This window comes from Pseudomonas sp. NLJ1 (assembly GCF_049486705.1).
GTDB classification, from domain to species: domain Bacteria; phylum Pseudomonadota; class Gammaproteobacteria; order Pseudomonadales; family Pseudomonadaceae; genus Aquipseudomonas; species Aquipseudomonas inefficax.
In genome coordinates this window covers 1,716,540-1,737,534 of record NZ_CP137735.1, presented here as the reverse complement: position 1 = coordinate 1,737,534, position 20,995 = coordinate 1,716,540, and the positions used below count along the sequence as shown (strand labels likewise).

The 20,995-nt window shown below is 63.8% G+C and carries 20 protein-coding genes and 2 pseudogenes; 13 read left to right on the top strand and 9 right to left on the bottom strand.

From position 1 onward, the window contains the following. Positions 1-54: 54 nt before the first annotated feature. The 6 genes from R9B85_RS07735 to R9B85_RS07710 all read left to right on the top strand — a co-directional run bounded on the left by R9B85_RS07735 (position 55) and on the right by R9B85_RS07710 (position 4,899). Complete coding sequence (locus tag R9B85_RS07735; RefSeq protein WP_207879943.1) at positions 55-942, top strand: acyl-CoA dehydrogenase; 888 nt, start codon at positions 55-57, stop codon at positions 940-942. Positions 943-1,111: 169 nt separating this feature from the next. Beyond that, positions 1,112-2,191, top strand: coding sequence for a serine hydrolase domain-containing protein (locus R9B85_RS07730; RefSeq protein ID WP_423771057.1), 1,080 nt, complete (start codon positions 1,112-1,114; stop codon positions 2,189-2,191). After that, the gene (locus R9B85_RS07725) at positions 2,188-2,484 is read left to right on the top strand and encodes an amidase (protein WP_112250382.1); all 297 of its coding nucleotides are present in this window, start codon (positions 2,188-2,190) and stop codon (positions 2,482-2,484) included. The genes R9B85_RS07730 and R9B85_RS07725 overlap by 4 nt, the downstream gene beginning before the upstream one ends. A 44-nt stretch (positions 2,485-2,528) precedes the next feature. Next, on the top strand, positions 2,529-3,110 hold the full coding sequence (locus R9B85_RS07720) for a YceI family protein (protein ID WP_423770953.1): 582 nt from the start codon (positions 2,529-2,531) through the stop codon (positions 3,108-3,110). Position 3,111: 1 nt separating this feature from the next. Then, positions 3,112-4,269, top strand: a complete 1,158-nt coding sequence (locus tag R9B85_RS07715; RefSeq protein WP_423770952.1) for a phospholipase D-like domain-containing protein — start codon at positions 3,112-3,114, stop codon at positions 4,267-4,269. 51 nt (positions 4,270-4,320) lie between these two features. Continuing rightward, complete coding sequence (locus R9B85_RS07710; RefSeq protein ID WP_375149757.1) at positions 4,321-4,899, top strand: DJ-1/PfpI family protein; 579 nt, start codon at positions 4,321-4,323, stop codon at positions 4,897-4,899. 125 nt (positions 4,900-5,024) lie between these two features. On the opposite strand, the gene R9B85_RS07705 is transcribed toward R9B85_RS07710, so the two are convergent. Then, entirely contained in the window at positions 5,025-5,423 is a 399-nt protein-coding gene (locus R9B85_RS07705) for a nuclear transport factor 2 family protein (RefSeq protein WP_015271666.1), read from the bottom strand. A gap of 115 nt (positions 5,424-5,538) precedes the next feature. Here R9B85_RS07705 and R9B85_RS07700 point away from each other — a divergent pair, with 115 nt between their 5' ends. Then, the gene (locus tag R9B85_RS07700) at positions 5,539-6,129 is read left to right on the top strand and encodes a GNAT family N-acetyltransferase (RefSeq protein ID WP_112250386.1); all 591 of its coding nucleotides are present in this window, start codon (positions 5,539-5,541) and stop codon (positions 6,127-6,129) included. Then, positions 6,126-6,998 (top strand): carbon-nitrogen hydrolase family protein, encoded by an 873-nt coding sequence (locus R9B85_RS07695; protein WP_207879953.1) that lies wholly within the window; start codon positions 6,126-6,128, stop codon positions 6,996-6,998. Before R9B85_RS07700 ends, R9B85_RS07695 begins: the two co-directional genes overlap by 4 nt. A gap of 119 nt (positions 6,999-7,117) precedes the next feature. On the opposite strand, the gene R9B85_RS07690 is transcribed toward R9B85_RS07695, so the two are convergent. Further along, positions 7,118-8,641, bottom strand: coding sequence for a fumarate hydratase (locus R9B85_RS07690; protein ID WP_112250390.1), 1,524 nt, complete (start codon positions 8,639-8,641; stop codon positions 7,118-7,120). 377 nt (positions 8,642-9,018) lie between these two features. Here R9B85_RS07690 and R9B85_RS07685 point away from each other — a divergent pair, with 377 nt between their 5' ends. Continuing rightward, positions 9,019-9,939, top strand: coding sequence for an iron-sulfur-binding ferredoxin reductase (locus tag R9B85_RS07685; protein ID WP_313856347.1), 921 nt, complete (start codon positions 9,019-9,021; stop codon positions 9,937-9,939). Between the two features lie 139 nt (positions 9,940-10,078). Here the strand turns inward: R9B85_RS07685 and pyk are convergent, their stop codons facing one another. Then, positions 10,079-11,533 carry a pyruvate kinase gene (pyk, locus tag R9B85_RS07680; protein ID WP_423770951.1) on the bottom strand — a complete coding sequence of 485 codons (1,455 nt, stop codon included), beginning with the start codon at positions 11,531-11,533 and terminating at the stop codon, positions 10,079-10,081. A 179-nt stretch (positions 11,534-11,712) separates the two neighbouring features. On the opposite strand from pyk, the gene R9B85_RS07675 reads away from it, so the two are divergent. The 3 genes from R9B85_RS07675 (at position 11,713) to sbcB (ending at position 14,083) form a co-directional block, all read left to right on the top strand. After that, positions 11,713-12,099: a tetratricopeptide repeat protein gene (locus tag R9B85_RS07675; RefSeq protein ID WP_252378671.1), complete on the top strand. Its 387-nt coding sequence runs from the start codon at positions 11,713-11,715 to the stop codon at positions 12,097-12,099. Between the two features lie 123 nt (positions 12,100-12,222). Further along, complete coding sequence (locus R9B85_RS07670) at positions 12,223-12,582, top strand: PilZ domain-containing protein (protein ID WP_112250400.1); 360 nt, start codon at positions 12,223-12,225, stop codon at positions 12,580-12,582. A gap of 67 nt (positions 12,583-12,649) precedes the next feature. Then, entirely contained in the window at positions 12,650-14,083 is a 1,434-nt protein-coding gene (gene sbcB, locus R9B85_RS07665; RefSeq protein WP_112250402.1) for an exodeoxyribonuclease I, read from the top strand. A gap of 85 nt (positions 14,084-14,168) precedes the next feature. Here sbcB and mvaT read toward each other — a convergent pair whose 3' ends face one another. Then, complete coding sequence (gene mvaT, locus R9B85_RS07660; RefSeq protein ID WP_003259590.1) at positions 14,169-14,546, bottom strand: histone-like nucleoid-structuring protein MvaT; 378 nt, start codon at positions 14,544-14,546, stop codon at positions 14,169-14,171. A gap of 283 nt (positions 14,547-14,829) precedes the next feature. Here mvaT and purU point away from each other — a divergent pair, with 283 nt between their 5' ends. Beyond that, positions 14,830-15,681, top strand: coding sequence for a formyltetrahydrofolate deformylase (purU, locus tag R9B85_RS07655; RefSeq protein ID WP_023662871.1), 852 nt, complete (start codon positions 14,830-14,832; stop codon positions 15,679-15,681). A 308-nt stretch (positions 15,682-15,989) separates the two neighbouring features. Here the strand turns inward: purU and R9B85_RS07650 are convergent, their stop codons facing one another. The 5 genes and pseudogenes from R9B85_RS07650 to R9B85_RS07630 all read right to left on the bottom strand — a co-directional run. Further along, positions 15,990-16,982 (bottom strand): lysylphosphatidylglycerol synthase transmembrane domain-containing protein, encoded by a 993-nt coding sequence (locus R9B85_RS07650; protein WP_207879957.1) that lies wholly within the window; start codon positions 16,980-16,982, stop codon positions 15,990-15,992. Next, positions 16,979-17,743, bottom strand: a complete 765-nt coding sequence (locus R9B85_RS07645; RefSeq protein WP_215520809.1) for a DUF2334 domain-containing protein — start codon at positions 17,741-17,743, stop codon at positions 16,979-16,981. Before R9B85_RS07645 ends, R9B85_RS07650 begins: the two co-directional genes overlap by 4 nt. Continuing rightward, entirely contained in the window at positions 17,736-18,857 is a 1,122-nt protein-coding gene (locus R9B85_RS07640) for a glycosyltransferase family 4 protein (RefSeq protein WP_112250416.1), read from the bottom strand. The genes R9B85_RS07645 and R9B85_RS07640 overlap by 8 nt, the downstream gene beginning before the upstream one ends. A 225-nt stretch (positions 18,858-19,082) precedes the next feature. Continuing rightward, positions 19,083-19,679, bottom strand: a pseudogene (locus tag R9B85_RS07635) (methyl-accepting chemotaxis protein); the annotation flags it as partial. Between the two features lie 261 nt (positions 19,680-19,940). Beyond that, positions 19,941-20,957 (bottom strand): annotated as a pseudogene (locus R9B85_RS07630) (HAMP domain-containing protein); the annotation flags it as partial. Positions 20,958-20,995 lie beyond the last annotated feature (38 nt).

The following is a 20,995-nucleotide window of genomic DNA, read 5'->3' as shown; positions in this document are numbered from 1 at the left end:
TTGCGTGACATCCCCTGAGCCTCAACTGAAAGCCCTTCAGCAAGGAGCCGACCGATGGCCTGGTTGCAACGACTCAACGACCCGCTTCGCCAAGCGCTGGCGGGCACCCTGGGCGAAACCTATGCCGCCCTGCTCGAACGCCTTGGCCCGGTTGCCCCGTTCGAACTGGCGGTGCTCGGCGGGCGCGCGATGAGCACCCCGGGCCTGGCCTTCCTGGTCGGCTACCAGGCCGCCTTGCGCGTGCTATGGCCCAGTGCCCCACCCAGCCTCGGTGCCCTGTGTGCCACCGAACGGCGCAGCGTGCGGCCGGCGGACATGCACACGCGCCTGGACGGCTTGCGGCTGAGCGGCAGCAAGGATTTCGTCACCGCAGGCCTGGAGGCGGAATGGTTGTTGGTGGCGGCACGCTGCGAGGCGACTGGGGCGGCACCACAATTGAGCCTGGCGGTGGTCTACCCCGGGGAGCCCGGTGTGACGCTGGAAGCGCTGCCTACCCTGCCGCTGATGCCGGAGGTGGGTCATGGGCGACTGGTGCTGGAGCAGGCGGCGTGCGAGTTGCTGGCCGGTGATGGCTGGGATGCCTATGTGAAGCCGTTCCGTTCGCTGGAGGACTTGTATGTGCTTACGGCGTTGACGGCCTGGCTGTATGGCGTGGGGCAGGAGTGCGCCTGGCCACAGGCCCTGCGCCTGCAGTTGCTTGGGCTGCTGGCCGGGTGTGCCGAAGGTAGCCGGCAGTGCGCCGATAGCGTTGGCTGCCATTTGTTGCTGGGGGGATTGTTTGCACAGTTCCAGGCGCTGCGAGGGGAGATCGATGCTGCGTTGGCGGCGGGGCCGGCGCAGTGGGCGCAGATCTGGCAGCGTGACCAGGGGGTAATGGCACTGGCGGCGGCGGCGCGGGAGAAGCGGCTGAACAAGGCCTGGGTTGCTGCGGGATTGTCATGAATGCCTGTCAGATTTGTGTGATTCCATGAATCGTGGGGCCGCTTTGCGGCCCATCGCCGGCAAGCCAGCTCCCACACCGACCGCATCGACCTCAAGGACTGTGCAATATCTGTGGGAGCTGGCTTGCCGGCGATGGGCTGCATAGCAGCCCCCAAAAAAGGCGGACATGATGAAGGCTCTCCTGCTGACACTGGCGATGCTGACGGGTTGCGCCTGGGCCGAGGACTGGCCGCAGCCGGACTGGCCAATCGACAACCCCCCTCTCGACTGGCAAGCCGTCGACGCATACGCCTTCCCCGCCCGCACCACCCCCGAGCGCAGCGGCATCCGCACCGACGCCCTGCTGATCATCCGCGACGGCCGTATCCTCCACGAACGCTACGCCGCCCCCAGCACCGCCGCCACTGCCCATCTCACCTGGTCGATCAGCAAGAGCGTACTCGCCTCGCTATTGGGCGTAGCCCAGGGCGAAGGTCGCTTTCAGCTGCAGGACCCGGTCGCCCGTTTCTACCCGGCCATGCGCACCCATCCTGGCGTACGCATGGCCGACCTGCTGCATTGGGCCAGCGGCCTGGACTGGCAGGAGGACTACGAGTACGCCCCGCTCAAGTCCTCGGTGGTGGCCATGCTGTATACCCGTGGCCGCGAGGACATGGCGGCCTATACGGCAGCGCGGGAAGCGGTGGCCAGCCCGGGCCAGCGGTTTCTCTATTCCAGTGGCGACAGCAACCTGCTGGCCGCCGCGTTGCGTGGCATGCTCGATGCCGGTCAGTACCGCGACTACCCATGGCATGCGCTGTTCACCCCTTTGGGCATCGACAGCGCGGTATGGGAGCGGGACCGCGCGGGAACCTACGTGGGCTCGTCCTACCTGTACCTCAGCGCTCGCGACCTGGCGCGCATCGGCCTGCTGATGCAGCGTGACGGGCGCTGGCAGGGGCGGCAATTGCTGCCCAAGCCCTGGGTGGCCTTCAACCGCACGCCGTTTGCCGGGGCCGAAGCGCTGCCCGGTGAGGCCAACCCCGGTGGCCATTGGTGGCTCAACCAGCCGCTGGCCGACGCTGCACGGCCTTGGCCGAGTGCGCCCGCAGACACCTATGCAGCCCTTGGCCACTGGGGCCAGGCGCTGTACGTGCTGCCCGCGCAAAAGCTGGTGATCGTGCGTTATGCCGATGACCGCGACGGCAGCTACCAGCACGACGAACTGCTCAAGCGGATACTCGCGGTGCTGGCCGGGGAGGGGACATGAAGCGGGTGCTGCTGGTGGTATTGCTGGGGGTGGCGTACTGGGCCTGGCACGAGCGCCAGGCCTTGGCGGACTTCCCCGGCATTCTTTCGGCCTACTCGGCCAAGGAATATTGCTCGTGCCGCTTCGTCATGGGTTTCGAGCCGGCGTATTGCCAAGGCTATGTGAAGCAATGGCTGCCGCTGAGCGTGCTGGAGGAAGACAGCCAACAGCGGCAGGTCACCGCCGAAGGCCTGGGGCGACGCAACCAGGCCGCCTGGCAAGGTCCACGCGAGGGCTGCCGCTTGCTGCCGTGAAGGCGGGCGGGTAAGGTTGGCGGCCTGGTTTCACGAGATCTGTCATGTTCAAGCTGCCCCGCCTGCTGCCCGCCCTGTTGCTGGCTTTTTGCCTACCCGCCCATGCCAACTGGCACCTCGATGGCGAGTCTTCGCGCCTTTCGTTCATTACCGGCAAAAACGGTAACACCGCCGAAGTGCACCGGTTCCTGGTGCTGCATGGCACGGTCGACCGCAAGGGTGTGGCCGGGTTGCGCATCGAGATGGACTCGGTGAGCAGCGGTATTCCGCTGCGTGACGAACGCATGCGCGAGGACCTGTTCGAGGTCGAGCGCTTTGCCGAAGCCAAGGTGCAGGCGCAACTGGACCTGCGGCCGATCAACGACCTGGCCAACGGTGCCCAGATCGAACTGCGCCTGCCGTTGACCGTGACCCTGCATGGCCAGTCGCACAGCTACAACGCCCTGCTGCTGGCCACCCGCCTGGACGAGCGACGCTTCCAGGTGGTGACCCTCGAACCTCTGGTGCTGCGCGCCGAGGATTTCGGCCTGCTGCCGGGGCTGCAACGCCTGCGCAAGTTAGCCGGGCTCAAGTCCATCAACCCGTCGGTGCCGGTTAGCGCGGTGCTGATCTTCACCGCCCGCTGACATGCCGGGGCCGGTCTTTCCCTGGCGGGATGGCAACCAGTTCGAGCTGCTGATCGACGGCCCCGAGTTTTTTCCGCGCATGCTCATGGCGATCGTGCGCGCCGAGTTCCAGGTCGACCTGGAACTGTACCTGGTCGAGGCTGGTGACTGCGCGGATGCGGTGGTCGAAGCGCTGGAGCAGGCTGCCCGACGCGGCGTGCGGGTGCGCTGCCTGTTCGACGACTATGGCTCGCTGGCTTTCAACAGCAAGTTGCGTCAGCGCCTGCTGGACGCAGGTGTGTACCTGCGCTGGTACAACCGCCTGCGCTGGAAGCGTGGCCTGCGCAACCTGTACCGCGATCACCGCAAGTTGCTGCTGGTGGACGAGCGCTGGGCAGTGGTGGGCGGCACGGGTGTCACCGACGAGTTCTGGACGCCGGGTGAGGCGACCAGTGAATGGCACGAGGTGATGGTGCAGATGCAGGGGCCGGTAGTGAGCGACTGGCAGTTGCTGTTCGATCGCCAGTGGCACGCCAACAACCGTCGTACCGCCTGGCGCCCCGCCGAGGGCTTTGGCCTGCCGCGCCTGCCCAAGGTGCCTGCGCAGGGGCAGGGCATGGGCCGGGTGGCTTATGCCGACGCCCGCCAGCACCAGGACATCCTGCATTCGCTGGTGCGGGCGATCAACAGCGGCAAGCAGCGAGTCTGGCTGGCAACGCCTTATTTCCTGCCGACCTGGAGCGTGCGCCGGTCGCTGCGCCGGGCTGCCGGCAAAGGGGTCGATGTGCGGCTGCTGCTGACCGGGCCACGCACCGATCACCCATCGGTACGTTACGCCGGGCACCGCTATTACCCGCGTTTGTTGCGCGCAGGGGTACGCATCTACGAGTACCAGCCGTGTTTCCTGCACCTGAAGATGGTGCTGATCGACGACTGGGTCAGTATCGGCTCGTGCAACTTCGATCACTGGAACCTGCGCTTCAACCTCGAAGCCAATATCGAGGCCCTCGACCCGCCTCTGACGGCAGCCGTGCAGGCCAGTTTCGAGCGTGATTTCGCCTTGAGCGAGGTAGTCGACCTTGGCCACTGGAATGCCCGGCCGCTGTGGCGCCGGATGAAGCAGCGGTTGTGGGGTTGGTTGGACCGGTTGGTGGTCAACCTGCTCGACCGTCGCGACTGAGACCGGCTATCGTGCAGTGACTGTCTCAAGGCAATCGAAGGAGTGGGTGCGATGACGGCGAAGAAAATTCTCATGTTGGTCGGTGACTACGTCGAAGATTACGAGGTCATGGTGCCGTTCCAGGCGCTGAGCATGGTCGGGCACATCGTGCATGCGGTATGCCCGGAAAAGGTCGCGGGGCAGACCGTGCGTACCGCGATTCATGATTTCGAGGGCGAACAGACCTACAGCGAAAAGCCGGGGCACAATTTTGCCCTGAATTACGATTTCGTGCGGGTGCGTGCCGAGGGTTATGACGCGTTGCTGATCCCCGGTGGCCGGGCACCGGAGTACCTGCGTCTGGATGAAAAGGTGCTGGAGCTGGTGCGGGCGTTCGACCAGGCCGGCAAGCCGATTGCGGCGGTGTGCCATGGTGCCCAGTTGTTGGCGGCGGCGGGTGTGCTGGAGGGGCGCGAATGCAGTGCGTACCCGGCGTGTGCGCCGGAAGTGCGGCTGGCGGGCGGCACGTTCATCGATATCGCGGTGGACCAGGCGCATGTGGACGGCAACCTTGTGACGGCACCGGCATGGCCGGCGCATCCGGCGTGGCTGGCGGCATTCCTCAAGGTGCTTGGTACCCGCATCTCCTGATCGGGCCTCTTCGCGGGTAAACCCGCTCCCACAGGGATTGCACAGGTTTTTGGAATTTGTGGCGACCTTGTGGGAGCGGGTTTACCCGCGAAGAGGTGAGTACAGGCAATACACCCCTGCCAGGCTCAACCTACCTGCTCGACCCAGTCATTGAGGTTGTAGTAGTTGGTCACCCGGGCAATCTTCCCGCAATGGATATAGAAGAACGCCCCCGCCGGCAGCACATAGGTCTGCCCGTTGGCCGCCGGCAACCCTTCGTCATCGGCCAGATATTCCCCATGCACGGTGAATTCCGCCGCCGCGCGGCTGCCGTCGGCGTTCTGCATCACCACGATGTCGGCCAGGCGCTCGCGGTAACAGCGGTTCATCTTGTCCATGAACGCTGCAAACCGGGCCTTGCCCATCTGCCGCTCGCCCTGGTTGATGTCGTGGATCACATCCTCGCTGAGCAGGGCGAGAAAGGCCGGCATGTCGCCAGCGTTGAAGGCGGCGTAGTAAGCATTTACCAGTTCGGTAGCGGTCATGGAACAATACCTGTCGTGGAGGGAAAAGGCGGGTCGTTGCTCCGGATGATAGGGTTTCCCCTCAAGCCCGGCTTAGCCGAGCGCGTCATCCACATCGACAAAACGACCGCCAAGCATGGAAATACGCCTGTTGCACGGCGCCGCTATCGCGCCTTACATCGATGACCTCGCTCGCCTGCGCCTTACCGTGTTCCGCGAGTTTCCCTACCTTTATGACGGCACCCCGGAGTACGAGGCCGACTACCTGGCCACCTATGCCCGCTCCGGGCGCAGCCTGGTGGTACTGGCGCTGGACCACGGCAAGGTGGTCGGCGCCTCCACCGGCCTGCCGCTGGTGGATGTCGCCCCCGAGTTCCAGCAGCCGTTCCTGGCCCAGGGGCGCGACCCGGCCAGCGTGTACTACTTCGGTGAATCGGTGGTACTGCCCGAGTACCGTGGCCAAGGCCTGGGGGTGCGCTTTTTCATCGAGCGCGAGTCCTACGCACACAAACTGGCCGAGTTCGATTACTGCGCGTTCTGCGCGGTCGAACGGCCAGGCGTGCATCCACGGCGGCCAGCGGACTACAAGCCATTGCATGGCTTCTGGCGTAACCGCGGCTTCCTGCATGACCCGTCGCTGCGCACCAGCTACGCCTGGCGCGACCTGGACGAGCAGGAGAGTTCTGACAAGCTGATGTCGTTCTGGCTCAAGGAACTGCCGATATGATCCGCCTGGCGGCCTGCCAGTACGCTATCGAGCTGCATGAAACCTGGGAGGCCTACGCCGACCACCTGCAAGGCCTGTGCGCCGAGGCGGTGGAAGCGGGGGCCCGCCTGCTGCTGTTGCCGGAGTACGCCGGGCTGGTACTCAGCGGGCAGCTGAGTGCCGAGCAACGGGGTGACCTGAAGGCCTCCATTGCCGATATCCAGCCGTTGATCGAGCCCTGGAAGGCCTTGTGCGAGGGCCTCGCCCGGCGCTGGGGTATCTACCTGCAACCAGGTAGCGTACCGGTACTGGACAGCGATGGGCGCTACCGCAACCGTGCCTGGCTGTTCGGCCCCAACGGTGTGCTGGGCTTCCAGGACAAACTGATGATGACCCGTTTCGAGCGGGAGCAGTGGGACATAGCCGCGGGCCAGGGGCTGCAGGTGTTTGACACCGAACTGGGGCGCCTGGGGATCCTGATCTGCTACGACAACGAATTCCCGATGCTGGCCCGGTGCCTGGCCGAGGGTGGTGCCGACCTGATCCTTGCACCAAGTTGCACCGACACCGAGGCGGGTTACCACCGGGTGCGCATTGGCGCGCAGGCGCGGGCGCTGGAGAACCAGATTGCGGTGTTGCAGAGCCCTACTGTCGGGCTGGCGCCGTGGTCGCCGGCGCTGGACGAGAATATCGGCCGGGCAGGGTTGTTCGTGCCGCCGGACCATGGGATGCCGGGGGATGGGGTGGTGGCGCTGAGTGAAGAGCTGAGTCCGGTTTGCAGCCAGTGGCTGGTGTGTGAGGTGGATCTGGAAGAGGTGCGGCGGGTGAGGCGGGAAGGGCAGGTGTTTACCCGCAGGGACTGGCCGGAGCAGTTCGAAAGAATTGTGTAGAACAGGGCGGCCTCTTCGCGGGTGAACCCGCTCCCACAGGTATCGCGCAGCCTTGAGGCTTGTGCTGTCCCTGTGGGAGCGGGTTTACCCGCGAAAAAGGCGACGCTGTTACATCAGGCTTACTTCACTTCGACTGCCAGGCTCTGGGCGATCTTGCTCTGCCACAGGGCAGGGCCAGTGATGTGTACCGACTCACCGTTGCTGTCCACGGCGACGGTCACCGGCATGTCCTTGACCTCGAACTCGTAGATCGCTTCCATGCCCAGCTCGGCGAAGGCCAGGACCTTCGACTTGCGGATGGCCTGGGCCACCAGGTAGGCGGCGCCGCCGACGGCCATCAGGTACACGGCCTTGTTGTCCTTGATCGCTTCGATGGCGGTGGGGCCGCGCTCGGACTTGCCGATCATGCCCAGCAGGCCGGTCTGCTCGAGGATCTGGCGGGTGAACTTGTCCATGCGGGTGGCGGTGGTCGGGCCAGCTGGGCCTACCACTTCGTCACCGACCGGGTCGACCGGGCCGACGTAGTAGATGAAGCGGCCTTTCAGGTCCACCGGCAGCTCTTCGCCACGGTTGAGCATTTCGACCATGCGCTTGTGCGCGGCATCGCGGCCGGTCAGCATCTTGCCGTTGAGCAGGATGGTTTCGCCTGGCTTCCAGCTGGCGACTTCTTCCGGGGTGATGGCGTCGAGGTTGACGCGACGGGCGCTCGGGCCGGCTTCCCAGACGATTTCCGGGTAGGCGTCCAGCGACGGCGCTTCCAGCTCGGCCGGGCCGGAGCCATCGAGCACGAAGTGGGCGTGGCGGGTGGCGGCGCAGTTGGGGATCATGCACACCGGCAGCGAAGCGGCGTGGGTCGGGTAGTCCATGATCTTCACGTCGAGCACGGTGGTCAGGCCACCCAGGCCCTGGGCGCCGATGCCCAGCTGGTTGACCTTCTCGAACAGCTCCAGGCGGATTTCTTCCAGACGGTTCTGCGGGCCACGGGCTTTCAGTTCGTGGATGTCGATGGACTCCATCAACACTTCCTTGGCCATCACGGCGGCTTTCTCGGCAGTACCGCCGATGCCGATGCCGAGCATGCCAGGCGGGCACCAGCCAGCGCCCATGGTCGGGACGGTCTTCAGTACCCAGTCGACGATCGAGTCGGACGGGTTGAGCATGGCCATCTTCGACTTGTTCTCCGAGCCGCCGCCCTTGGCTGCGACATCGACCTCGACCTTGTCGCCGGGAACGATGGAGTAGTGGATCACTGCCGGGGTGTTGTCCTTGGTGTTCTTGCGGGCACCGGCCGGGTCGGCCAGGATCGAGGCGCGCAGGACGTTTTCAGGCAGGTTGTAGGCGCGACGCACACCTTCGTTGATCATGTCGTCGACGCTCAGGGTGGCGCCGTCCCAGCGCACGTCCATGCCCACGCGCACGAACACGGTGACGATACCGGTGTCCTGGCAGATCGGGCGGTGGCCGGTGGCGCACATGCGCGAGTTGATCAGGATCTGGGCGATGGAATCGCGGGCAGCGGGCGATTCTTCACGCAGATAGGCCTCGTGCATGGCCTGGATGAAATCGACGGGGTGGTAGTACGAGATGAATTGCAGGGCGTCGGCGACGCTCTGAATCAGGTCGTCTTGCTTGATCACGGTCATGCAGCGCGCTCCTCTTAAAGACGGGAACATTCATAGAGACGCTCGACGGTGCCGACCAGCATGTCGAAACGCCTGGCAAAGGCGCGCCGGCGGCATGGCCGACGCAAAAAGGCGCGGCAGTATAGCGTGCCTCACCGTGTGAAACACCTGCGTGTGGTCTGGACCATGGTCGGCAGGGGGCAGGCATTGTTCTTGCTGGCTCGCTGAAGAGATAGGATGCTTTGGAAGGGGCTGCTCTGCAGCCCATCGCCGGCAAGCCAGCTCCCACAGGATTGCACCATGCCTGAGGTTTGCACATTACCTGTGGGAGCTGGCTTGCCGGCGAATAGGGCGCAAAGCGCCCCCAGAAAATCAACAGCTGGAAGAGATAGCTGACAATGCCCGAACTTTGCGTAGGCGAGCGCCGCTGGGCGGTGCCGACCGGCAGCAACCTGCTCGATGCCTTGAATGATGCCGGGCTCAACGTGCCTTACAGCTGCCGCGCTGGCAGTTGCCATGCCTGCCTGGTGCACTGCCTGGCCGGGCAACCGCTGGACGCCTTGCCCCAGGCCTTGGCGCAGGACAAGCACGCCCAGGGCTGGCGCCTGGCCTGCCAGTGCCAGGTAGTCGAAGACCTGTGCCTGGCGCTGTTCGACCCGCAGCAGGATGGCGTGCCGGCGCAGGTCTGTGCCCTGGACTGGTTCGGCGATGTGCTGCGGGTGCGGTTACGTCCCGAACGGGCAATGCGTTACCAGGCGGGGCAGCATGTGGTGCTGTGGAATGGCACGGTAGCGCGGCCTTACTCCTTGGCCAGCCTGCCGGGCGAAGATGATTTTCTCGAGTTCCATATCGACTGTCAGCGCCCCGGTGCCTTTTGTGACAGGGCCCGTGGCTTGCAACTGGGTGATGTGCTGCGCCTGGGCGAGCTCAGGGGTGGGGCCTTGCATTACGACCCGGACTGGCAGCAGCGGCCGCTGTGGTTGCTGGCGGCGGGGACCGGGCTGGCGCCGTTGTGGGGCATCTTGCGCGAGGCATTGCGGCAGGGGCACCAAGGGGAAATCAGGGTGATGCATGTGGCGCGCGAGGGCGCCGGGCATTATCTGGCCGAGCCGTTGCGAGAGATGGCGGGTGTGAATGTCGAGTTGGTACTGGCAGAGCAGTTGGATGAAGCGTTGGCCGGGCTGCGGCCGTCATCGCGCCAGACGGTAGCGCTGGTGTGCGGGGCACCGGGGACTGTCGAGCGGTTTGCCCGACGGCTGTTCATTGCAGGGGTGCCACGAGGGCAAGTGTTTGCCGATGTGTTTGTCGAGCATGCCTGAGGCATGTGTGTTGCCTGGGCTGGCCTGTTCGCGGGTAAACCCGCTCCCACAGGGTTAGTGGCAGGCCTGGGGCTAGCGCTGTACCTGTGGGAGCGGGTTCACCCGCGAAGGGCCGCAGAGCAGCCCTCTATGGAGCAGATCAACCGACCAGCGGATCACCGACATGCAGGATCTTCATGCCATTGGTGCCACCGATGGTGTGGTAGCTGTCACCCTTGGTCAGGATGACCCAGTCACCTTGCTCAACCAGGCCACGCTTGAGCAGTTCGTCGACGGCCGCCTGGCTCACCTTGTCGGCCGGCAGCGAAGCCGGGTCGAAGGCGATCGGGTAGACGCCACGGAACATGTTGGCGCGTGCCTGGGTGGCGCGGTGCGGCGACAGCGCGAAGATCGGCACGTGCGAACGCAGGCGCGACATGATCAGCGGGGTATAGCCACTTTCGGTCAGGGCGATGATCGCCTTCACGCCCGGGAAGTGGTTGGCGGTGTACATGGCCGCCAGGGCGATGCTTTCGTCGCAACGCTCGAAGGTGGTGTGCAGGCGGTGGCTGGACTTCTGGCTGGTCGGGTGCTTTTCGGCACCCAGGCAGATGCGGGCCATGGCCTGGACGGCTTCGATCGGGTAGGAGCCAGCGGCGCTTTCGGCCGACAGCATCACCGCGTCGGTGTTGTCCAGCACGGCGTTGGCCACGTCGGACACTTCGGCGCGGGTCGGCATCGGGTTCTGGATCATCGACTCCATCATCTGGGTCGCCACGATCACCGCCTTGTTGTTGCGGCGGGCGTGCTGGATGATCTTCTTCTGGATGGCGATCAGCTCGGCGTCACCGATTTCCACGCCCAGGTCGCCACGGGCAACCATCACGGCGTCGGAGGCGAGGATCAGCTTGTCGAGGGTCTCGTCGTCGGCCACCGCTTCGGCGCGTTCGATCTTGGCCACCAGCCAGGCACTGCCGCCAGCTTCGTCACGCAGCTTGCGTGCGTATTCCATGTCGCTGGCGTCACGCGGGAAGGACACGGCCAGGTAGTCCAGGTCCATTTCCGCGGCCAGCTTGATGTCGGCCTTGTCCTTCTCGGTCAGGGCCGGTGCGGTCAGGCCGCCGCCTTTACGGTTGATACCCTTGTGGTCCGACAGCGGGCCACCGATGATCACCATGCAGTGCAGGGCATCCGCGGTGGCGGTTTCGACGCGCATCACCACACGGCCATCGTCGAGCAGCAATTCGTCACCAACGCCGCAGTCCTTGACCAGGTCGGGGTAGTCGATACCGACGATGTCCTGGTTGCCTTCGGTCAGCGGGTGGGCAGTGGAGAAGGTGAACTTGTCACCGATCTTCAATTCGATGCGCTTGTTGGCGAACTTGGCGATGCGGATCTTCGGACCCTGCAGGTCGCCCAGCAGTGCAACATGGCGGCCGTTCTTGGCGGCGATTTCACGGATCAGGCGCGCGCGGGCCTTGTGCTCGTCCGGAGTGCCGTGGGAGAAGTTCAGGCGTGCCACGTCCAGGCCGGCGAGGATCAGCTGTTCGATCACTTCCGGCGAGTTGCTGGCGGGGCCAAGGGTGGCGACGATTTTGGTACGGCGGATGCTCATGCACAGACTCCTATAGTGAAGCGCAGCGAAAGGCTACTCCTGAATCTCGCTGTAGTCATTGTTCCGTTGCACTACCTGCGACCAAGGCAGGGTGGCATTTGAACGGGCAGGGTATCCTTGCAAAAGGGTGTGAAGATTTGCCGGCAAAGGCCGATACACTGGCATCAAAGGAGACCCCCATGCGAGCCCTGATCGTTTTAGCCCTGGCGGCCAGCGCCGTCGGCTGCACCCGCTGGTCCATGGACCACCACCTGAACAATGCCTACCGCGCCTACGACCGTGGCGATTGCGCGCGGGTCATGCTCGAGCTGTCACAGGTCGACCGCACCAGCCGTGCGCGACCGTTCATCCACCCCGAGGTGTCGCTGCTGCGCGGCCAGTGCCTGGAGCGCCAGGCGTTGTACGTGGATGCCGCGCAGACCTACCAGTACCTGATCCAGCAGTACCCGGGCAACGAATACGCCTATCGCGCCCAGGCGCGCCTGCAGACTCTGGATAAACTCGGCCATTTGCGCGGCGCCGAAGCCGCCGTGGCCACCCCGGCAAGCGCCGCACCTTGGCGTTAACACCAAGGTGCATTTTATTTAACAGGATTTGCCGCGTGCACTGGGCTAATCTGTAACTCAGCTGTTACAACAACCGCCAGTTCCACGTATTCCTGGCTCCGGATACGGACTGCAATCGCGATCATGTTCAACAAGCGCCACATCGAACGCCATCAACTGCCTTGTGTCCTGCAGGTGTTCAACCGCTGTACCGGTCAGCTGATCGGCCAGCTGGGCAATGCTTCCGAGGACGGGCTCATGCTGATCAGCCAGTTGCCTGTGCTGGTCGGGCCCGATTACGACTTGCAGTTGCGTCTGCCGCTGGTCGGGGGCGGGCATCAGTTCGTCAACCTCACCGCCAGTTGCCTGTGGTGCCGCGAAGACCAGACGCCGGGGCATTACGATTCCGGCTTCATGCTGCTGCAGACCCCTCGCGAGTACGACGAATTCGTCCGCTCGTTGCGCGACTTTTTCAGCTTCAACCCGGCCAACGCTTCCGTCTGAGTCTGCGCATCCTGGCTCAGGCCAGAATCGCGCTAGAATCGGGTCGACCTCGATACAGGACGACCCCGTGACCTCCAGCATTTTCTGGCACGACTACGAAACCACCGGCATCAACCCGCGCTGTGACCGGCCGCTACAGGTGGCCGGCGTGCGCACCGACTTCGACCTCAACGAAATCGACGAGCCGATCAGCCTTTATTGCCGGCCCTCCGACGATATCCTGCCGCACCCGGCCGCCTGCCTGGTGACCGGTATTACCCCGCAACTGCTGGCCGAGCAGGGCTTGTGCGAAGCCGAGTTCATGACCCGGGTACATGCGCAACTGGCGCACCCTGGCACCTGCGGTGCTGGCTACAACACCCTGCGCTTCGACGACGAAGTGACCCGCTACAGCCTGTACCGCAACTTTTTCGACCCTTACGCGCGCGAGTGGCAGGGCGGCAACAGCCGCTGGGACCTGATCGACATCGTGCGCACGGCCTATGCATTGCGCCCGGACGGCATCGAGTGGCCGCAACAGGACGGGCGCACCAGCCTGCGCCTGGAACTGCTGAGCAAGGCCAATGGCATCGACCACGGGCATGCTCACGAGGCGCTTTCCGACGTGCGGGCAACCATCGCCCTGGCCCGCCTGATCCGTCAAAAACAGCCCAAGTTGTATGATTGGCTGTTCCAGTTGCGCAGCAAGCATAAAGTGATGGAGCAGATCCGTTTGTTGCAGCCTCTGGTGCATATATCCGGGCGCTTCTCGGCGGCACGCAATTACCTTGGTGTCGTATTGCCATTGGCTTGGCACCCGCATAATCGCAATGCACTGATTGTGTGCGACCTGCATCAGGAAGCCCTACCGTTGTTACGGGATAGTGCTGAAGTTCTACGCCAGCGTTTGTATACCCGCCATGAAGAACTGGCCGAAGGCGAATTACCCGTTCCGCTCAAATTGGTGCAGATCAATCGCTGCCCGGTACTGGCACCACTTTCGGTATTGCGCCCGGCCGATCAACGACGGCTGGGTCTGGACTTGACGTTGTTACAATTGCGCGGCGAAGAATTGGCCAAGCAACAGGCGCAATGGCAAGACAAGCTGGAACACATCTATGGCAAGGAAGACTTCGCCTTGAGCGAAGACCCGGAACAACAGTTGTATGACGGTTTTCTGAGGGACCGTGACCGCCGCTTGTGCGAGCAAGTTCGTGCACTGGAACCGGCTCAGTTGGGCCGTGGGCAATGGATGTTCGATGACCCGCGCCTGCCTGAACTGTTGTTCCGCTATCGGGCGCGCAACTTCCCCGAGACCTTGACCGGCGAAGAGCGGCAGCGCTGGTTCAGCTTCTGCCAGCAGCGCCTGAGCGACCCGCGGTGGGGCGCGCCGAATACGTTGGGCGACTTCGAACAGGCGCGGCAGCAGGCCTGGGAGGGCGCCGACGAGGCGGGGCGGCGTGTGCTGGAGGCGTGGCAGGTACATGCTCGGCAGTTGCAGGCACAGTTTGCAATTGGCTGAGCGCTGACACAAAACGCGGGCAAACAAAAACGCCGGCAATATGCCGGCGTTCTTGTTGCGACAAGCAGCAGGCGTGTGCGGACAATCAGTCCAGCAGGGTCGCCCAGCTTTCAACCACATCGCCACCCCACTTGGCTTTCCATTCTTTCAGGGTCTTGTGGTTGCCGCCTTTGGTTTCGATCACTTCATTGTTGTGCGGGTTCTTGTATTGCTTGACCTTGCGCGCACGCTTGGTGGCGGTAGTCTTGACCGCACCACGAGGTGCCTTGCTCAGTTTCGACTCTGGGTCGAGCAGGGCAATCACGTCGCGCAGCGACTTGGAGTATTCGCCCATCAGTGTGCGCAGTTTGCCTTCGAACTCCAGTTCTTTCTTCAGCTTGTCATCCTGCGACAGGTTGGCCAGGCGGGCCTGAAGTTCCTTGATGGCTTCTTCGGTAGCGCGGTACTCGTTGATCAGGGACATGGAGTGTTCCTTAATGCGTGTTCAGAAATGTGTGGGGCAATAATAGACAGGCAATACTCGCAAGTAAACATATTGTTGGGCAATTAACTGTTAACTAAGCTGTGACAACCATTTTCAAGGTGAACAAAAATTTACAATTAACCCTGCATTTCGTCATGTCTGTCAGAGAATGTCCGCAGTGCGTCTCATCAGGATCGCAGGCCACTGCCGCTGCGATCAATACTGCGTTTTTCCTGGCGGGCCGCTAGAATGAGCGCCTTTGCGAAGTTCTGGAGTCTCATTCATGCGCACCTATCGTCTGGTGATCGCCTGCCCCGACCGTGTTGGCATCGTGGCGAAAGTCAGTAATTTCCTGGCCCTGTACAATGGCTGGATCAACGAAGCCAGCCACCACTCCGATGAGCAGAGCGGTTGGTTCTTCATGCGCCATGAAATCCGCGCCGAATCGCTGCCGTTCGGTATCGAAGCCTTCCGCGAGGCGTTTGCGCCGATCGCTGAAGAGTTCTCCATGACCTGGCGCATTACCGACTCGGCGCAGAAAAAGCGCGTGGTGCTGATGGCCAGCCGCGAGTCGCACTGCCTGGCCGACCTGCTGCACCGCTGGCACACCGATGAGCTGGACTGCGAGATCCCTTGCGTGATCTCCAACCACAACGACCTGCGCAGCATGGTCGAGTGGCACGGTATTCCGTTCTTCCATGTACCGGTCGACCCAAAGGACAAGGCCCCGGCCTTTGCCGAGGTTTCGCGCCTGGTGCAGGAGCACGCCGCCGATGTGGTGGTGCTGGCCCGCTACATGCAGATTCTGCCGCCGCAACTGTGCCAGGACTATGCTGAAAAGGTGATCAACATCCACCACAGCTTCCTGCCGTCGTTCGTCGGCGCCAAGCCGTATCACCAGGCTGCGCTGCGTGGTGTGAAGCTGATCGGCGCGACCTGCCACTACGTCACCGAAGAACTGGACGCAGGCCCGATCATCGAGCAGGACGTGGTGCGTGTCAGCCATGCTGACAGCATCGACGACATGGTCCGCTTTGGCCGTGATGTGGAGAAGATGGTGCTGGCCCGTGGCCTGCGTTATCACCTGGAAGACCGGGTGCTGGTACATGGCAACAAGACTGTGGTGTTTGACTGATACAGACTGGTTGCCTGTGAGGTTCTGGGGCTGCTTTGCAGCCCATCGCGACACAAGGCCGCTCCTACAAGGGATCGCGTACCGGCACTGCGTCGCGTAACTCCTGTAGGAGCGGCCTTGTGTCGCGAAAGGGGCGCGAAGCGCCCCCAGCAATCTGAGGGATAAGCCGATGGCCAAGCAGCGCAACCAACCCACCGCCTCACCCCCACCCACCCTCGGTGAAGGCTGCCTGGCCCGCTACGACCCCGAAGCCCTGGCCGACACCGATGGCACCGATTTCCCTGGCGCCGCCGAACTTTGGCAGCAGCTCAACCCGCCTGACGCCGCCAGCGCTCCAGCAGCGGGCGCGCCAGCAGGCACACAAACACCGGCCCACCCGCCAGCAGATAAAAGTAGTAAGTGACTGCCCGCCATATCAGGATCGCCGCAGCTGCGGTCGAACTGCCCACCAGCGGCGTCAGCAGGCTGGCCGAGGTCAGCTCGGCGGCACCGGCGCCGCCAGGCAGCAGGCTGAACTGGCCGGCACTGAGCGACAGCATCTGCACCAGGAAGCTGGGGATCCACGCGAGGTCTACTCCCAACCCCCTCAATACCAGGTACAACACGCTGTAGCGCAGGCCCCAGTGGGCGCAGGTCAGGGTGAACACCAAGGTCAGCGTGCGCTTGGGCAGACGCCAGGTCTGCGCCAGTGCGTCGATGAAGCGCAGCACTTTGCGCGCCCAGCGGCGTTTGCGCTGGCGGCTCACGCCCAGGCGGCGCAGCAATCTGCCGTTCACGCGCATCACCGTGCGCCGGTAACGCAGCAGGCCGATTACCCCGGCCAGAGCCGTGCACAGCATCAGCGCGCTGCCCAGCAACATGCTTTCCTGGCTGCGGCCCAGGCTGTGGAACAGCGCATAGCCGGCAATCGCCAGCATTGCGCAGAAAAAGAACACCAGGTCATTCAGCTGGTCCATGGCAAACACCGCGCCGCTGCGCGCCGGGCCGATACGGTCGCGTGCCAGCAGGGCCATCAGGGTCAAGGGGCCACCGCTGCCGGCTGGAGTGGTGCAGATGGCGAACTCAGTGGCCATCACCACACCCAGGCTGCGCATGCGCCCAAGCCTTGCCCCTTGCTGGCCGAGCAGCAGGCGCAGGCGGATGGCGTTGATGACCCAGCACAGCAGGATCATGCCCAGCAGGGTCAGCATCAGGCTGGGCGCGAAGCGCTGCAGCCTCGGCAGCAACTCGCTGCCGCCTAACAGGGCCGGAACCAGCACGGCGCCGAGCAGTGCCAGGGCCAGCCAGACCAGTCGGTTCATGGGCTGGCCTGGCGGTCGAGCCAGGTGGACTTGGTCAGGGGCTCGCGGCCCTGTGCCAGTAGCGTGTGCAAGGTGTTCAGCCAATAGTCGCGGGACGCGCGATGGCGCATGTCCACCGGGTGCAGGCCCAGGCGCAGGGTCTGGGCGCCGCGCCAGCGCCGGCATTGCCAGTCGCACAGCACCCGTGACAGGCCGCGGCGCCAGCTGCTGCGGGCACTCCAGACCAGCCCCGGAGCCTTGATCGCGGTGAAGTCCGGTAAACGGTACAGGTGCTGTGGCGTGCTGGTGTAGCGCAGCGGCAGACGGCGCAGTGCCTGGCGGGTGCCTTCGCTCATCAGCCAGGCGGGCGCGACGAAGCCGGCCACTGGCCAACCCTGCTGGGCGAACAGAGCCAGGCCGTGCTCCAGGCGTTGCAGGGCCTGCTGCTGGTCGAGGGCGTAGAATTCGCCTTCATGGGTATAGATACGGCGCATGAAGTATTCGCCGGGCGTGCGCGGCGGCGGGCCGTTGTCGGCATGATAAAAGCCGTGCAGGGCAAGCTCGTCGCCCCGGGCCAGGCGCTGCTCGAGCAAGCGGCAGAAGCTGGGCGAGCGCTGCAGCGGGTTGCGGTGGTGAAAGTCCGGTACCACCAGCCAGGTCATGGGAATGCCGCCGATGGCATCGACGGCCTGGACGAAGGGTTGGTAGTCGGGCCAGGTCTCTGGTGCGACATCGTGCAGCACCAGCATCAGGCTGCGCGCTGGCGGCAGTGGCTCAGCCATGGGCGCGGACCTGCGGCTGGTGGCCAAGCACGGCCTGGTAATGTTGCAGCAGGCCGGTGACCACTTGGTCCCACGAATACTGCTGCTCGGCATGGCGACGGGCTTGCGCCCCGAGTTTGCGCACGCCGGCTTCGAACGCTTCTTGCACGGCCCTCGCCATGGCCTGGCCATCGTTGGGACGGCACAGGCGCCCACACTGTTCGTTGACGATTTCGCCGAAAGCACCGGCGCGCACCGCCACCACCGGCGTGGCGCTGGCCATCGCTTCGAGTATGACCAGGCCGAAGGTTTCCTGGTCACCAGCGTGCACCAGCAGGTCGGCGCTGGCCATCAGCCGGGCGACTTCCGGTGCCGGGCAGAAGTGATCGATCACACTCACGTTCTGCGGCACGTTGGCGGGCATGTTCGAACCCACCAGCAGCAAGTGGTAGGGGTGGCCCAGGTGCTGCATGCAGTCGAGCAGCACCGGCAGGTTCTTTTCCCGCGAACCACGGCCGGCGTAGATCAGCAGGCGACTGGTGTCGGCAATGCCCAGCTCGGCACGCAACCGTGGGTCGCGCTGGCTGGGATGGAAGGTAGCCAGGTCCACGCCCAGGCGCTGCACGTGCACATCGCGTACCCCCAGGCGGCGCAACTTGTCGGCCATGACCTGGCTAGGGGCCAGGACCCGGTCGAAATTGCCGTACAGCTTGCTGACATAGGCCTCGACATTGGGGGTGAACCAGTTGCCCATGCGGTTGCTGACCAGCAGCGGCAGATCGGAATGGTAGAAGCCGATTACCGGCACATCGAGCTTGCGTCGCGCCTCCAGCGCAGCCCAGGCGGTCAAGTACGGGTCGCCGACTTCGATCAGGTCGGGCTTGAGCCGGCGCAGCACATTGCACCAGGGGGCCAGGCGCACCGGGAAACGGTAGCCATTGCCGAACGGCAGCGGCGGTGCGGGCACCTGGTAGATGCCGTCGGCGTGCTGGGCGCTGGCACCGGGTATCAGCAAGCTGTGGCGGACGCCCTGGATGGCGCCCAGGCGGTGGTGTTTGGCATCAAGATAGGTACGTACGCCGCCACTGGCGGGGGCGTAGAACATGGTGATGTCGGCGATGTGCACGATCAGCATCCCTCCGGGATCGTCTTCGGGTCTGTCATCCGGCGCTAACGGGCCGGCGATGACGCGCCTAAAGGTTGACCTATCAGAAGGATAGTTTGTTCGATCGGGGTTGGGCGGGGCAGGGGAAAGCGGGAGAGCGGTGTGGGCTTCTTCGCGGGTGAACCCGCTCCCACAGGAGTTACACAGGCCTCAGGGGTGTGCAGTTCCTGTGGGAGCGGGCGACGCGGATTGAGATCAGATGCGGAAGCTACCCACCAGCTGCTTCAGGCGGCCAGCCTGCTGCTCCAAGTCGGAGCAGGCGCGCAGGGTGGCCTGCAGGTTTTCCACGCCTTCCTGGTTGAGCATGTTGATCTCGTTGATGTCCATGTTGATCGCCTCGACCACGGCGGTCTGCTCTTCGGTGGCGGTGGCCACCGACTGGTTCATGCCGTCGATCTCGCCGATGCGCACGGTAACGCTGTCCAGCCGCTCACCGGCCTGGTTGGCGATCTGCATGCTGTCCTGGCTGTGGCGCTGGCTCTGGTCCATGGTCTCGACCGACTCGCGGGCGCCGACCTGGAGTTCTTCGATCATGGTCTGCACCTGTTGCGCCGATTCCTGGGTGCGGTGCGCCAGGTTGCGTACTTCATCGGCGACCACGGCAAAACCACGCCCGGCCTCACCGGCACGGGCTGCTTCGATGGCTGCGTTCAGCGCCAGCAGGTTGGTCTGCTGGGAAATGCTGGTGATCACCTCGAGGATCTGGCCGATGTTGACGGTCTTGCTGTTCAGCGTCTCGATGTGTGCGCTGGAGGTGACGATCAGGTCGGACAGGCGGTTCATTGCCGCAATGTTGCGCTCCACCACCTGCTGCCCTTCTTCGGCCAGCAACCGCGCCGAACTGGCATGCTGCGACGCCTGGGCGGCGTTGCCGGCAATTTCCTGGGCGGCGGCACCCAGTTCGTTGATGGCGGCGGCCACGCTGTTGGTACGGTTGGACTGCTCGTCGGAGTTGGTCATCGACGAGTTCGACGCACTGATGACCCGCAGGGCTACTTCGTTGACCTGCTCGGTGGCCGAAGACACTTCGCGGATCGAGCTGTGAATACGTTCGACGAAACGGTTGAAGGCGCTGCCCAGGATGCCGAATTCGTCGTGGTTGTGAATGCGCAGGCGCTTGGTCAGGTCGCCTTCACCTTCGGCGATGTCTTCCATGGCGCGGGTCATGGTGTGCAGCGGCTGCATCAGCACGCGGATCAGCAGGCCGAGCAGGCCGATGATGATCACCACAGCCACCAGCGTGGCGATCACCGCAGAGGTGCGGAAGGTGCTGAGCATCGAGAAGGCCTTGTCCTTGTCCACCGACAGGCCGATGTACCAGTTGGCCGAAGGCAGGCCTGTGATCGGGGTGAAGGTCAGCAGACGGGCCTGGCCTTCGCTCTGCACTTCGGTCAGTTCACCGGTCAGTTTTGGCGTGTGCTGCGGGAACAGGTCCGACAGCGACTTCATCACCAGGTCTTTTTCCGGGTGTACCAGGATCTTGCCTTGATCGTTGACCAGGAAGGCGTAGCCCATGCCGCCGAAGTTAAGCGAGTTGATGATCTGCACCAGGCCATCCAGGGCCAGGTCGCCACCGACCACGCCGACACTGGTGGAAACCTTGCTGAGGATGCCGATGACCATCTTGTTGGTGGTCATGTCGATGTACGGCTCGGTCAGGGTCGCGCCGGCGGCGTTCATGCCGTCCTTGTACCAGGGGCGGGTGCGTGGGTCGTAGCCGTCGGGCATTTTCGAGTCAGGGCGCACGCTGAAGCCACCATCGACCTTGCCCAGGTAGACGGTGAGGAAACTGGAAACCAGTGCATTCTGGCCCATGAGGGTTTCGGCGTTGGTCGGGTCCTGGGCAATGTTCTGTGCCAGGTTTTCCACCAGCTTGATACGGCCTTCGAACAGGTTGCGGATATTGGTCGAAGTGGAAGCGCCCATTTCAGCCAGATAGTTTTCAAGGTCCTCGCGGATCGCATTACGCTGGAGGTAATCGTTGTAGAGCGTGAAAAGGCTGAAGGCGAGTATCACGATCAGTGACGCTGCCAAAAGAATCTTGTGGCTGAAACGAAGGCTTTTGTTCATGGCGTAATCGGTTCCGCTAAGGTTTCATATCAGGCGTT

Coding starts and splice junctions, on each gene's coding strand:
- R9B85_RS07735 (WP_207879943.1), top strand. CDS start 55: ATGGCCTGGTTGCAACGACTCAACGACCCGCTTCGCCAAGCGCTGGCG.
- R9B85_RS07730 (WP_423771057.1), top strand. CDS start 1,112: ATGAAGGCTCTCCTGCTGACACTGGCGATGCTGACGGGTTGCGCCTGG.
- R9B85_RS07725 (WP_112250382.1), top strand. CDS start 2,188: ATGAAGCGGGTGCTGCTGGTGGTATTGCTGGGGGTGGCGTACTGGGCC.
- R9B85_RS07720 (WP_423770953.1), top strand. CDS start 2,529: ATGTTCAAGCTGCCCCGCCTGCTGCCCGCCCTGTTGCTGGCTTTTTGC.
- R9B85_RS07715 (WP_423770952.1), top strand. CDS start 3,112: ATGCCGGGGCCGGTCTTTCCCTGGCGGGATGGCAACCAGTTCGAGCTG.
- R9B85_RS07710 (WP_375149757.1), top strand. CDS start 4,321: ATGACGGCGAAGAAAATTCTCATGTTGGTCGGTGACTACGTCGAAGAT.
- R9B85_RS07705 (WP_015271666.1), bottom strand. CDS start 5,423: ATGACCGCTACCGAACTGGTAAATGCTTACTACGCCGCCTTCAACGCT.
- R9B85_RS07700 (WP_112250386.1), top strand. CDS start 5,539: ATGGAAATACGCCTGTTGCACGGCGCCGCTATCGCGCCTTACATCGAT.
- R9B85_RS07695 (WP_207879953.1), top strand. CDS start 6,126: ATGATCCGCCTGGCGGCCTGCCAGTACGCTATCGAGCTGCATGAAACC.
- R9B85_RS07690 (WP_112250390.1), bottom strand. CDS start 8,641: ATGACCGTGATCAAGCAAGACGACCTGATTCAGAGCGTCGCCGACGCC.
- R9B85_RS07685 (WP_313856347.1), top strand. CDS start 9,019: ATGCCCGAACTTTGCGTAGGCGAGCGCCGCTGGGCGGTGCCGACCGGC.
- pyk (WP_423770951.1), bottom strand. CDS start 11,533: ATGAGCATCCGCCGTACCAAAATCGTCGCCACCCTTGGCCCCGCCAGC.
- R9B85_RS07675 (WP_252378671.1), top strand. CDS start 11,713: ATGCGAGCCCTGATCGTTTTAGCCCTGGCGGCCAGCGCCGTCGGCTGC.
- R9B85_RS07670 (WP_112250400.1), top strand. CDS start 12,223: ATGTTCAACAAGCGCCACATCGAACGCCATCAACTGCCTTGTGTCCTG.
- mvaT (WP_003259590.1), bottom strand. CDS start 14,546: ATGTCCCTGATCAACGAGTACCGCGCTACCGAAGAAGCCATCAAGGAA.
- purU (WP_023662871.1), top strand. CDS start 14,830: ATGCGCACCTATCGTCTGGTGATCGCCTGCCCCGACCGTGTTGGCATC.
- R9B85_RS07650 (WP_207879957.1), bottom strand. CDS start 16,982: ATGAACCGACTGGTCTGGCTGGCCCTGGCACTGCTCGGCGCCGTGCTG.
- R9B85_RS07645 (WP_215520809.1), bottom strand. CDS start 17,743: ATGGCTGAGCCACTGCCGCCAGCGCGCAGCCTGATGCTGGTGCTGCAC.
- R9B85_RS07640 (WP_112250416.1), bottom strand. CDS start 18,857: ATGCTGATCGTGCACATCGCCGACATCACCATGTTCTACGCCCCCGCC.